Origin of the sequence: Stenotrophomonas testudinis (assembly GCF_024499815.1) — a bacterium.
Taxonomy (GTDB): Bacteria; Pseudomonadota; Gammaproteobacteria; order Xanthomonadales; family Xanthomonadaceae; genus Stenotrophomonas.
Genome location: NZ_JAMOKY010000063.1, coordinates 1 through 11710, shown reverse-complemented (window position 1 = coordinate 11710; position 11710 = coordinate 1). Strand labels below are relative to the sequence as shown.

The window sequence follows — 11710 nt, the reverse complement described above, 5'->3', positions numbered from 1 at the left end:
CCCCCCCCCCCCCCCCCCCCCCCCCCCCCCCCCCCCCCCCCCCCCCCCCCCCCCCCCCCCCCCCCCCCCCCCCACCGCTCTACTTCGCGGCGTTGTGCTTGGCGGGCCTTGCGCAGCGCGCCGTGGCCGCAGGTCAGGGGCGTGGCGCAGCCGGCAGGTCGCGCCACAACGGCAGTCCGCGGCGCAGGCGCATCACGCGCATCAGGACCGCCATCAGCAGGCCGGACAACACGCCGGCCAGCAGCGCGCTGAACACTGCGATTGCAAACGGCAGGTTGGTGTTGCGCCAGACCAGCAGCCACATCAGCACGCCCCAGCCCAGAGCGAACCAGACGCCCATCAGCAGTGCATTGGAGGCCACGCTGGCCAGGATCGGCGGTGGTGCGTTGATGCCCATGCGCCACAGCAGGCGATGCAGTGGCGGCGCCGAGTGCCGGCGTTGCACGCCTGCGGCGTCGAGATGGCGCAGGGCGGCCTGCACCCTGGGCAGGTAACGCTGTTCAACGGTATTCATGCCGCGAACATAGCGCCGGCCAGCGCACAAACGCAAACGGCCGCCCGAAGGCGGCCGTCGCGGCAACAACCGAAGTTGTTTATCAGGCCTTTTCGGCCAGACGTGCGGCCTTGGCGGCAGCAGCAGCAGCCAGATCTTCCTTGATGCGGGCAGCCTTGCCTTCCAGGCCACGCAGGTAGTACAGCTTGCCGGCGCGGACCTTACCACGACGCTTCACTTCGACCGAATCGATGATGGCGCTGTGGGTCTGGAAGACGCGCTCGACGCCGTAGCCGTGCGAAATCTTGCGGACGGTGAACGAGGAGTTCAGGCCGCCGTTCTTGGTCGCGATGACAACGCCTTCATAGGCCTGCACGCGCTCGCGGGTACCTTCCTTCACCTTCACGTTGACGACAACGGTGTCGCCCTGGCTGAACTTCGGCAGTTCGCGGGTGATCTGGGCGGATTCGAATTCCGCGACGATGGACTTGTTCAGCTTGCTCATGGGTTACACCGATTCTTGTTCGGGTGGGCGTGTCGTGTCGACAACGTAGGCTCATGCAGTCACGGAACTGTGCTGCACGTTTGTTGTGGGTACTGCGCACGCCAGCCGGGGCTGGCGGGAATTGGCCATGATAGCCGATAAAGCCAGCCCTGCGCTAGGGGCTGGCCTTGTGTTTCCGGGCCTGACGGCCCTGGTCCAGCAATTTGCGGTCGGCCTTGCCCAGCGCCTGTTCATCCAGCAGGTCCGGGCGCCGCTCGGCGGTGCGCAGCAGCGACTGCTGGCGGCGCCAGGCGGCGATGGCCGCATGGTTGCCCGAACGCAGCACGTCCGGCACGTCACCCAGCGGGTGCTGGGCCGGCTGGCTGTAATGCGGGCAGTCGAGCAGGCCGAGTTCACCTTCGAAGCTGTCCTGGGCCGCCGATTCGGCGTCGTTCAGGGCACCTTCCTGCAGGCGGGCCACGGCATCGATGATGACCGCCGCACCCAGTTCACCGCCGGACAGCACGTAATCGCCGAGGGAAATCTCCTCGTCGACATTGGCCTCCAGGAAGCGTTCGTCGATGCCCTCGTAACGGCCGCAGAGCAGGACCATGCGCGGCAATGCCGCCAGTTCCCGCACCTTGGCCTGGGTCAACGGCGCGCCCTGCGGGCTGAGGTAGATCACCCGCGCCGGGGCCGGATCCGCATCACGGATCGCCTGCAGGCAGGCCTGCAGCGGTTCGATCAGCATCACCATGCCCGGGCCACCACCGAACGGACGGTCGTCCACCCGGCGGTAGTTGCCTTCGGCGAAATCACGGGGATTCCAGCCGTGCAGGCTGAAAAGACCCTTCTCCTGCGCGCGCCCGACCACGCCCAGCCCAGCGGACTGGGCGAGGAACTCGGGGAACAGGGTGATGACGTCGAACCGCATGCTCACACTCAGAACTCGGGATCCCAGTCGACCACGACCAGGTTGGCCTCGAAGTCGACCGACTTGACGAAGTCCGGCTGCACGAACGGAATCATCCGCTCGCGGTCGCCACGGACCACGACCACATCATTGGCGCCGGTGCTGAACAGGTGCGAGACCTGACCCAGGGCAACGCCCTCGGTGGTCTTCACATCCAGGCCTTCCAGATCGACCCAGTAATACTCGTCGGGCTTCGGCGGCGGCAGCGCACTGCGGGCCACATAGACCTCGGTGCCGTGCATGGCTTCGACGACATCGCGGTCCTCGACGCCGGGGAACCGGGCGACCAGGTGCTTGCCGCTGTCACGGCCACGAGCGCCTTCAAGCGTCGATTCCTGCCCGTTGGGGCTGCGCAGGATCCACGGCTGGTAACGGAAAATGGCGGAACGAGGCTCGGTCCAGGACTCGAGCTTGATTTCGCCGCGCACACCAAAAGCGCCGACAACCCTGCCCAGCAGGATGCGGCGCTCGATATCTTTCATCTTCGTCAACCAAGAGGGCCACGCCGAAGCGTGGCCCTTCAGACTCAGGCCGCGACGGCCTGGGACTTGGCCGCTTCCTTGATCAGGTTGCGGACCTTTTCGGTCGGCTGGGCGCCGTTCTTGACCCAATGGTCAACGCGGGCCAGGTCCAGCTCGATGCGCTTCTCGCCGCCCTGGGCGACCGGGTTGTAGAAACCAACGCGCTCGATGTTGCGGCCGTCGCGCGCGCTGCGCACGTCGGTCACGATGATGTGGTAGAACGGACGCTTCTTGGCGCCGCCGCGGGTCAGTCGAATCTTGACCATGGTGTTTTTCCTATTGCCCAGTCGCCAGGATGGCGAGGTAAGCGGGCGATTATAGCGGCAGAGCGCAGCCGAGCCAACCCCATGGGTGGCCAGCGGGGTCAGCCCCCTACGCACCGCAAAAGGGCTCTGACCCCAACAGATCCCAGCCAACCCCCGCCAGCACCGCCCGGCCCTGTTCAGCCAAGGCCTGCGACCCCGGCAGCACCTGCCCGTCGATGGCCTCCAGCGCCCACAGGCCACTGGCATTGCAGGCAAAGGCCGCCTTCACACCGGCCAGATCGGCCAGCCACAGCGGCTGCGTGGCCTGCGCCCCCGGCCAATGCCGCTGCAGCAGCGCCTCAGCCGTCCCGCGCAGGGCCGGGGCCTGCGGCCAGAGCAGCCGCTCACCATCGTGCACGGCCAGGTTCCAGGTACTGCCCTCGCTGATCCCACCCGTGGCCGACACGAACAGCACATCATCGAAGCCCGCGGCCATCGCCGCACGACGCTCGGCAAACAGGCCGAACGTGCCCACATGCTTGATCTGCGGCAGCTCGCGCTGCCAGACCACGCTGCGCACGCGCTTCGGTGCGGTCAGCGCCACCGGTGCGGACACCGCCATCAGCACATCCACCGGCACGGCCGCCAGCGGATTGCGGAAATCGAAGTGGCGCGAATACACCGTCACCCGCAGCGAGGCATCGCCCTGCCCTGCCTGCAGCAGCGCCTGCGTCATCCAGGCCTGCACCTGCGCGACATCGAGCTCGCTGCCGAACAGTTCGCGCGTGGCCTGCGACAGCCGCGCCAGATGCAGATCCACCCCCTGCACGGCCTGCCCACGCACCTGCATCGAGGTGAAGTGGCCGTAGTTGACCAAGGCCGGCAGCAGATCTTCCACCTGCGCCGGCCGGCCATTGCAAAACACCGTCATCGCAGCAGCGCCTGCGCCTGTTGCCACATGTCGCGCAGCACGTCGGCGGCGGGTGCTGCCGGTGCCATCCAGGCCGATTGCCCGGCCCAGGCCTGCATCGCGGCAAGGCGGTTTTCCTGCGCCGCCTGCTTGCGCATCGGTGCGGTCAGGCCGCGCTGCACCGGGTATGGGCGCGGCGCCGGGGCACCGTCCGCGGCGGCGGCACGCACATAGGGCGTGGCCAGGCCACGACCCAGGCGGCCACTGAAGGCGCGGGTCGGCCAGGTGTCTTCGGGCTCGGTCGCGGCCAGGCCATCGGCCCACGCCGAGGCGATCGACGCCTCCGGCGTGCGCAGGAAGGCGGTGCCGATCTGCACCGCGCTGGCGCCCAGCGTGAGCGCCGCCGCGATGCCACGACCATCGGCGATGCCACCGGCGGCGATCACCGGAATCTGCAGGTGGTCGGCCAGGCGCGGCAGCAGCGCAAACAGGCCCACCAGCTGGCGCTCGGCCAGGCTGGGGTCGAACGCACCGCGATGGCCACCGGCTTCGGCGCCCTGCGCCACCACCGCGTCGGCGCCGGCGTCCTGCGCAGCGCGCGCTTCGGCCAGCGTGGTCGCGCAGGCGATCCAGGCGATGCCGGCGTCCTTCAACTGCTGCACGTGGCGCGGCGACAGCACGCCCATGATGGTCGAGGCCACCGCCGGGCGCGCGGCCAGCAACGCAGCAAACTGTTCGTCGAAATCAGCCGGCGTGGCGTCGGCGGCACTGGCAGGCACGTCCGGGCCCCATTGGGCGAGGAAGGCGCGGCTGGTGGCTTCGGCGGTGACATCGCGAACGGGCGCCGGATCCGGCAGCCACAGGTTCACCTGTGCCGGACCGGCGGAAGCAGCGCGGAAGTCATCCATCCAGCGGCCGATGTCAGCAGCCGGCGACAGCACCGCACCCATCGCACCCATGCTGCCGGCATTGGCCAGCGCGACCGACAGCGGCACCGGGCAGGCACCGGCCATCGGTGCCAGCAGGATCGGAAGCTGCAATGAAAAACGCCGACAGAAGGTGTCGGCGCGCTCAAGAATCGGCGATGCATTCACGCGACATACCTGTTGGAGAAGTCGCCGCCCAGCATACGCCAGTCATTGTGACCGGGGCCGTATCGCGATGCGCGCCGGCCCCGTCGCTGCATCAACGGAACGGCATGCCGCGGCCGCCCATGGCGCCCATCATGCCCTTCATGCTGCGCATCATGCCCTTCATGCCGCCGCCAGCCATCTTGCTCATCATCTTTTCCATCTGCATGTACTGCTTCATGAGCTTGTTGACGTCGGCCGGGGTCACGCCCGAGCCCTTGGCGATGCGCGCGCGGCGCGAGCCGTTCAGCAGGTTCGGGTTGCGCCGTTCCTTCTTGGTCATCGAGCTGATGATGGCGATCATGCGCGGCACTTCCTTGCCCTGGCTGACCTGCTGCTTCAGGTGCTCGGGGATGTTGCCCAGGCCCGGCAGCTTGTCCATCAGGCCGCCGATGCCGCCCATGTTCTGCATCTGCTCCAGCTGGTCACGCATGTCGTTCAGGTCGAACTTCTTGCCCTTGGCGACCTTCTCGGCCAGCTTGGCGGCCTTGTCCTTGTCGACCTGCTGCTCGACCTGCTCGACCAGCGACAGCACGTCGCCCATGTCGAGGATGCGGCTGGCGATACGGTCCGGGTGGAATACGTCCAGGCCTTCCGGCTTTTCGCTGACACCGACGAACTTGATCGGCTTGCCGGTGATGTAGCGCACGCTCAGCGCGGCACCGCCACGGGCGTCACCGTCGGTCTTGGTCAGCACCACGCCGGTCAGCGGCAGCGCATCGCCGAAGGCCTTGGCGGTGTTGGCCGCGTCCTGGCCGGTCATGGCATCGACCACGAACAGGGTTTCAGCCGGGTTGACCGCCGCGTGCAGGGCCTTGATCTCGGCCATCATCGCTTCGTCGATGGCCAGGCGGCCGGCGGTATCGACAATCAGCACGTCGACGAACGAGCGGCGTGCATCGTCGATGGCGGCGCGGACGATGGCTTCCGGCTTCTGGTCGGCGCTGGACGGGAAGAACAGCACGCCCACCTGCTCGGCCAGGGTCTTCAGCTGCTCGATCGCGGCCGGACGGTAGACGTCGGCCGACACCACCATCACCTTCTTCTTGCGCTTTTCCTTCAGGTGCTTGGCCAGCTTGCCCACGGTGGTGGTCTTGCCGGCGCCCTGCAGGCCCGCCATCAGGATGATGGCCGGGGCGGGAACGTTGAGGTTCAGGTCGCTGGCTTCAGCGCCCATCACCGCGGTCAGCTCGTCGCGCACGACCTTGATGAGGGCTTGGCCCGGGGTCAGCGACTTCAGCACTTCCTGGCCGACCGCGCGCACCTTGATGCGCTCGATCAGGGCCTGCACCACCGGCAGCGCGACGTCGGCTTCAAGCAGCGCGATGCGCACTTCGCGGGTCGCCTCGCGGATGTTCTCCTCGGTCAGGCGGCCGCGGCCACGCAGGCGCTCGATGGTGCCGGAAAGGCGCTGGGTCAGGGACTCGAACATGCGGCGCAACCTGTCTGAAAGCGGGGGACAATAAGGCAGACAGTATAACGGGTCCGCCCGCCTTCCCGGGCTGCGACCACGGGGCCGTCGCCAGCATCACGGGGGTATGCGAAACTGCAACGATGTTAATCGTTCTCATCGCCGCCCTGCTTTACCTGGCCGCCAGCGCCCTGCTGGTGCGTGCGCTTGGCCGCGATGATGCCGTCGGTTCGCCCACCTGGCTGTGGCCGGCGCTGCCGGCCATGCTGCTGCACGGCGGCTACCACGTGCTGGTGGCGATGCGCACCACCGGCGGCCCGGACATGCACTTCTTCGCCGCGCTGTCGCTGGTCGGCCTGGGCATGGCCTGGCTGACCTCGCTGGTGGGCGCGCGCGGGCGCATGTCGGCGCTGGGCGTGGTGGTCTTCCCGCTGGCCGCGCTGCTGCTGGCGGTCTACCACGGCTACGGCCATGAACCGAGCAAGGTGCTGGGCTGGCGCCTGGCCAGCCACGCCTGGCTGGCCCTGCTGGCCTACGCCACGCTGAGCATCGCCGCGCTGCTGGCGATCATGCTGTGGCTGCAGGAACGGGCGCTGCGCCGCCGTGAATTCCGCCCGTGGCTGCGCGCACTGCCGCCGCTGGCTGATCTGGAAGCCCTGCTGTTCCGGGTCATCACCGTGGGCTTCGCCCTGCTCACCCTCACCCTGGTCACCGGCGTGCTGTTTGTCGATGACCTGCTGGCGCAGAAGCTGGTACACAAGACCGTGCTCAGCGTGCTGTCGTGGATCGTGTTCGGCGTGCTGCTGATCGGCCGCCGCCGCTACGGCTGGCGCGGGGCGAAGGCGGTGCACTGGACGCTGTCGGCGATGCTGTTGCTGCTGCTGGCGTTCTTCGGCAGCCAGTTCGTGATCGAACTGGTGTTCGGGCATACGCGGTAAAGGCGTGTCGACCAACGGTCGGCACCTACCTCAGGGCACGGCACAGGTGTGTAGAGCCGAGCCCATGCTCGGCTGCTTTGCCACACGAGCCGAGCATAGGCTCGGCTCTACAACAATCCGCATGACGCGGCCACGGTCGGCACCTACCGGGGCCCGGTAGCGCCGGGCAATGCCCGGCGAGCGCGCAGCGCGGCGAAACCTACAACCCGTACCGCTCGATCACATCCAGGTGCGGCTGCCGGTCCTGGTTGCAGGCTTCCGCCAGGCGCAGCCAGCACTGCGGGTGCGACCAGCCGGCGGTGGACTGCTGCAGGTAACGGTGCAGCGCAAGCGGCGCGTGCCCCTGCGGCTGGGCCACGGTGAACAGCAGGCCTGGCAGCGTGCCCTGGTCCGCATCCGGATCGGTCACGGTGTAATCCGGGCGGCTGTGCACCCACACCTGCCAGCCCTGCGCTTCGGCACCTTCCACGAACGCGTTCCAGGCCTCTTCGCCCGGGTGCGCGCCGTCGATCAGCCAGCTGCGCTCGAAGCCACCACGTTCCAGCACGTGCACCTGCGCATAGGTCGGGATGAAGTGCTGGCGCTGCTCTTCCTCTTCCGGTGCAGGGTGCACCAGCGCGGCATCGAACACCACCCAGTCGCCCACCTGCTGGGCACGGTTGGCCGGTGCGTTCTCGACGATGCGCGCGGTCACCGGGCCGGTGCGGCGCGCGTAGTACTCCATCGGCTCGCCCTGCTCCAGGCTGCGGATGATCACCCAGCCCCACGGCTCTTCGACCACGCCGTCCTGGCTGGACAGCTCCATGCCGATGGCCGTAGCCGAGCGGCGCACCGCGTCCCAATCGCGCGCGGCACTGGCGGCGCTCATGTGGTCCCAGTGCGCGGCATTGGGATCCTCCAGCGTTTCCACCAGCTGCGCGTAACAGGCCTGCGCATCACTGAAGCGGCCGGTTTCCATGTACATGCGCGCCAGCGTGCCACGCGCGCCATGCGAACCCGGCGACAGCGCCAGCAGCGCCTGTGCGGCCTGCTCCAGCGCCGGCCAGTCGGACACGCGGCGTGCGCGCTGCACCTCGCACCAGTGCGCGAACACCGGCACGCTGCCGCGGTAGGTGTCGGCCAGGCGGCGCAGGCCATCATCGTCGCCCTGCTCGGTCAGCCAGCGCATCAGCGTGTAGGCAGCAGCGCCGTCCTCCTGGGCGTGCGCACGCACGAACTCCCACAGCAGCGCGCGGGCCTCGGTCTGCGCGCCACAGGCATTCAGCGCCGATGCGGCCACCTCGGCCAGCGCTTCGTCATCCGGGCACTGCGCATGCGCCTGCAGCAGCCACTGCGCCTCGCGCTCCGGGTCACGCGACTGCTGCTGTTCGCCGCGCGCTTCCAGCCAGGCCAGCAGTTCGGCGGCCGGCATCGGCAGCGGTTCAACGTCGGGCAGTGCGTCGATGCGGGCGGCCAGGCCGGCCACCAACACGCCGGCACCGCGGTCCTGGCGCAGCTGTGCCAGGTGGGTGCGGGCCAGGCCGAGCTGGCGCTGCGCCACCCAGCGCGCGCCGCGCTGCAGGGCCAGTTCCAGGCTCAGTGCCGCCAGCTCGATCACCAGACGGTGGGCACCGACGCTGGCGAAGTGCTCGATGATGGTGTTGAAGCGCGTGCCCAGGTCCCAGGTGTTGCGGGCCGGGTCGCGGCTGCACAGCAGCGCCACCGTGTTGGCCCACAGCCGCCAGGTGTTCGGGGTCAGCTCGCTCCACGGCACCAGCTGCTGCAGCGCTTCTTCGTCGCGGCCCAGCTGGGCCAGCGCCCAGGCGCGCGACAGGCGGCGCGGCACCGTGCAGTTGGCCGGTTCATATTCGCCGGCGGCGGCCACCTCGGCTTCGCGCTGATCGATCAGCACCATCGCCTCATCGGCGCGGCCACTGGCCAGCAGGATCTTGATCTGCATTTCCGGGAAGCTGTCGAACACTTCCTTGCCGCGCGCTTCCACCGCGTCGGCCTGCACCTTCAGGTAATCCAGCGCGTCCTGCGCGCGGCCATCATCGAGCAGCGCATCGGCCTTCTCGCAGCTCAGGCACTGGAAGCAGGCCCAGGTCGGATCGATGCGGGCCAGCGTTTCGTCGCAGACCTCGATGCGCTCGGGCACCCAGCCCGGGCCGTCGATGTTGCCGTAGCAGGCGGCCAGATCCTGGGTCACGCAGATCGACTGCGGGCATTCCAGGGTGTCTTCGCGATGCGCGCGCTCGAACAGCGAGACCGCCTCGCCGAGCGCGCTCTCGCCTTCAACGCGGTTGCCCACGCGGTTGCGCAGCGCCCAGTGGCCGACGTAGACATCGACCCAGGGGTTGTCCAGCGCCTTGCCCAGCGCACGCGCTTCGGGCAGCAGCGCGTCGACACGGTCGACCTGCAGTTCACTGACTTCGTCGGCAAGGCGGGTCAGCAGGTGCGCATTCTGCGCTTGGCCGGCCTGGCGCAGGTCTTCCTGCAGCTTTTCGACCCAGTTCCAGATATCCATTGGGGCTTGGTGCTCCTGTCTAGCGTGAGGCTGGATGAGAGAAGGTGTGTGCGGTGCTCAGCGCAGCATCTGCTGCAGAGCACCGGCGATATCACTGAAGGCGCCGTTGAGGTCCGGGCCCGGCGTCGCTGCACCACGGGCCAGCGGGCGGCCCTGCGCAGAGACGATGACCTTCAGCGAGCGCAGCAGCCGCGCGGCCGCCGGTGCCTGCGGATGCCCGTCGCGTTGGGCCTGCAGCAGGGCCTGCACGGCCGGGTTGTCCAGGTTGATGTACAACCGCGACGGTGCGCGCACCTCGATGCGCGCAGTGAACTGGCGGGCCAAGCGCAACGCGGCCATTGATACGCGCTTGTCGTTCTCGTCGTCTTCCAGGCGCTGCTTCAGCTCGGCCTCGCGGTCGGGCACCACCACCACCGGCAGCGCTTCGGGGCTGAAGCGCGCCGGCAGCAGCTGCTCGCCATCGCCCAAGTGCTCGCCCAGCCACGCCAGCTGCGCGTCATCCAGGCTGTCATCAGTGCGGAACAGCGCGCGGTTGCCCTGCTCGGTACCCAGCTCCACCAGGCGCAGGCCCTTGGCCTGGGTCCAGCGGCGCAGGAACGGCACCACCGCATAGCGATGGCCGTGCGCGACCGGCACACCCATCGCGCGGAACAGCATTTCTTCGAAGCCGCCGCCGTTGTCGAGGATCACGTGCACGGCACCACGCGCGGGCAGCGCGCTGGCCGGCAGGTCGCCCTGCGAGGTCGGCACGCGCACGTGTTCCAGCAGCAGCTCGAACAGGCGCTCATCGCACAGCGCCGCACCCAGCAGCGCCTCGTTGTGGCGGGCCAGCACGCGTCGCCACGCTTCGGGCTGCTGCCGCGCGACCTCGGCCAGGCCGTCGATCAGCGCTTCCAGCAGCGCGTGCTGCACGGCGCGGTACTGGTCGTCGCGCTGCAGGTCCTCGCGGCTGGCGGTGGGGGTCAGGCGCGAGGATTCGATGACGCCGCCGATGAAGCCCGCCCACGGTGGCAGCAGGTCACGCGCATCGTCGTCGAGCAGCATGCCGCGCACGAACACCGACAGGTTGCGGTTGTCGCTGGTGCCGTAGGTGGCGCCGTCCTGCACCCACAGCATGCCGGTGGCATCGCTGTCGGCGTCGGCGCGCAGCGGCACGGTCACGATGGGTTCGAAATCATGCTCGAAGCGCGCGGCGAACTGCAGCGCCTGGCGACGCGCCTGCACCGGGTGCAGCGCGACCTCGCCCTGCCCGCGCCACGGCGGCGGCTCGGGGTTGAGGGCTTCGGCGGCCGCGCCGATGAAGATCGGTTCGGACAGCAGCGCGCAGTAGCGGCCCAGCACCTCGTACAGGCGCGCCTCGTTGGCCAGCGGCAGGAAATCGGCGTGCAGCTCCAGCTCCACTTCGGTGCCGACGGCGCGCGCCGGCACTTCACTCACCGTGTACTGCTCGGCGTTGCTGGACACATACAGGTGGCCCAGTTCCGGCGTCTGGTAAGAGGTGGTGCGCACGCTCACCCGGCGCGCCAGCACGAAGGCCGAGAGAAAGCCCAGGCCGAACATGCCGATCAGGCCGTCCTGGTCATCACCGCCCTGGCGCAGGCCACGGGTGTAGCCGACGCCGACGGTGGCCAGGTAATCGTGGATTTCCTGGCGGGTCAGGCCGGCGCCGGTATCGGTGATGCGCAGCACGCCGGCGGCGGCATCGACCTGCACCGAGATGCGCGAGGGCAGCTCGATGCCCGGCTGCTCGAGGCGGCGGCGGATGATCGAATCGTGCGCGTTCTGCACCAGCTCGCGCAGGGCCACCATCGGGGTGGAATACAGGTGCTTGCCCAGCACCGTCATCAGTCCATTGAGATCGACCCCTGCGCGGCGGATTTCGGCGGCGGGGGTGCTGAGCGTCGGGTCCTGCATGAAATCGGTTACTCCTTGCCACACAAGGCGCCAGGAGGCGCCGTCGTCGAGCCGGGAAAACTAGCACAGCGAAGCTGACCGTTACCGCATCGGACGCTGCGCTTGGCCTTTTGTAGAGTCGGGGGGGGGGGGGGGGGGGGGGGGGGGGGGGGGGGGGGGGGGGGGGGGGGGGGGGGGGGGGGGGG

11 protein-coding genes are annotated in these 11710 nt (G+C 68.9%); 1 reads left to right on the top strand and 10 read right to left on the bottom strand.

Going from position 1 to position 11710, the window contains the following annotated elements:
* Positions 1–133 precede the first annotated feature (133 nt).
* The 8 genes from NQ204_RS19190 to ffh form a co-directional block, all read right to left on the bottom strand.
* Positions 134–514 (bottom strand): DUF6404 family protein, encoded by a 381-nt coding sequence (locus NQ204_RS19190; RefSeq protein WP_256644669.1) that lies wholly within the window; start codon positions 512–514, stop codon positions 134–136.
* Positions 515–596: 82 nt separating this feature from the next.
* Entirely contained in the window at positions 597–998 is a 402-nt protein-coding gene (gene rplS / locus NQ204_RS19185; protein ID WP_079221128.1) for a 50S ribosomal protein L19, read from the bottom strand.
* A 154-nt stretch (positions 999–1152) separates the two neighbouring features.
* A complete protein-coding gene (gene trmD / locus NQ204_RS19180) occupies positions 1153–1911 on the bottom strand; it encodes a tRNA (guanosine(37)-N1)-methyltransferase TrmD (RefSeq protein WP_256644670.1) in 759 nt (252 codons plus the stop codon).
* An 8-nt stretch (positions 1912–1919) separates the two neighbouring features.
* Positions 1920–2432 (bottom strand): ribosome maturation factor RimM, encoded by a 513-nt coding sequence (gene rimM, locus NQ204_RS19175; RefSeq protein ID WP_116863964.1) that lies wholly within the window; start codon positions 2430–2432, stop codon positions 1920–1922.
* A gap of 44 nt (positions 2433–2476) precedes the next feature.
* Complete coding sequence (gene rpsP / locus NQ204_RS19170; RefSeq protein ID WP_079221127.1) at positions 2477–2737, bottom strand: 30S ribosomal protein S16; 261 nt, start codon at positions 2735–2737, stop codon at positions 2477–2479.
* A gap of 106 nt (positions 2738–2843) precedes the next feature.
* Positions 2844–3647: an aminotransferase class IV family protein gene (locus NQ204_RS19165; RefSeq protein WP_256644668.1), complete on the bottom strand. Its 804-nt coding sequence runs from the start codon at positions 3645–3647 to the stop codon at positions 2844–2846.
* The gene (locus tag NQ204_RS19160) at positions 3644–4720 is read right to left on the bottom strand and encodes an NAD(P)H-dependent flavin oxidoreductase (RefSeq protein ID WP_256644667.1); all 1077 of its coding nucleotides are present in this window, start codon (positions 4718–4720) and stop codon (positions 3644–3646) included. The genes NQ204_RS19165 and NQ204_RS19160 overlap by 4 nt, the downstream gene beginning before the upstream one ends.
* A gap of 91 nt (positions 4721–4811) precedes the next feature.
* Positions 4812–6188, bottom strand: coding sequence for a signal recognition particle protein (ffh, locus tag NQ204_RS19155; RefSeq protein ID WP_108768208.1), 1377 nt, complete (start codon positions 6186–6188; stop codon positions 4812–4814).
* A 122-nt stretch (positions 6189–6310) separates the two neighbouring features.
* Between ffh and NQ204_RS19150 the strand changes: the two genes are divergently transcribed.
* Positions 6311–7105, top strand: a complete 795-nt coding sequence (locus NQ204_RS19150; RefSeq protein WP_116863967.1) for a cytochrome C assembly family protein — start codon at positions 6311–6313, stop codon at positions 7103–7105.
* Between the two features lie 199 nt (positions 7106–7304).
* On the opposite strand, the gene NQ204_RS19145 is transcribed toward NQ204_RS19150, so the two are convergent.
* Both NQ204_RS19145 and NQ204_RS19140 read right to left on the bottom strand, forming a co-directional pair.
* Entirely contained in the window at positions 7305–9611 is a 2307-nt protein-coding gene (locus tag NQ204_RS19145) for a tetratricopeptide repeat protein (RefSeq protein ID WP_256644666.1), read from the bottom strand.
* A gap of 57 nt (positions 9612–9668) precedes the next feature.
* Positions 9669–11525, bottom strand: a complete 1857-nt coding sequence (locus NQ204_RS19140) for an ATP-binding protein (protein WP_256644665.1) — start codon at positions 11523–11525, stop codon at positions 9669–9671.
* Positions 11526–11710 lie beyond the last annotated feature (185 nt).

Coding starts and splice junctions, on each gene's coding strand:
- NQ204_RS19165 (WP_256644668.1), bottom strand. CDS start 3,647: ATGACGGTGTTTTGCAATGGCCGGCCGGCGCAGGTGGAAGATCTGCTG.
- ffh (WP_108768208.1), bottom strand. CDS start 6,188: ATGTTCGAGTCCCTGACCCAGCGCCTTTCCGGCACCATCGAGCGCCTG.
- rimM (WP_116863964.1), bottom strand. CDS start 2,432: ATGAAAGATATCGAGCGCCGCATCCTGCTGGGCAGGGTTGTCGGCGCT.
- NQ204_RS19145 (WP_256644666.1), bottom strand. CDS start 9,611: ATGGATATCTGGAACTGGGTCGAAAAGCTGCAGGAAGACCTGCGCCAG.
- NQ204_RS19140 (WP_256644665.1), bottom strand. CDS start 11,525: ATGCAGGACCCGACGCTCAGCACCCCCGCCGCCGAAATCCGCCGCGCA.
- NQ204_RS19150 (WP_116863967.1), top strand. CDS start 6,311: ATGTTAATCGTTCTCATCGCCGCCCTGCTTTACCTGGCCGCCAGCGCC.
- rplS (WP_079221128.1), bottom strand. CDS start 998: ATGAGCAAGCTGAACAAGTCCATCGTCGCGGAATTCGAATCCGCCCAG.
- trmD (WP_256644670.1), bottom strand. CDS start 1,911: ATGCGGTTCGACGTCATCACCCTGTTCCCCGAGTTCCTCGCCCAGTCC.
- NQ204_RS19190 (WP_256644669.1), bottom strand. CDS start 514: ATGAATACCGTTGAACAGCGTTACCTGCCCAGGGTGCAGGCCGCCCTG.
- rpsP (WP_079221127.1), bottom strand. CDS start 2,737: ATGGTCAAGATTCGACTGACCCGCGGCGGCGCCAAGAAGCGTCCGTTC.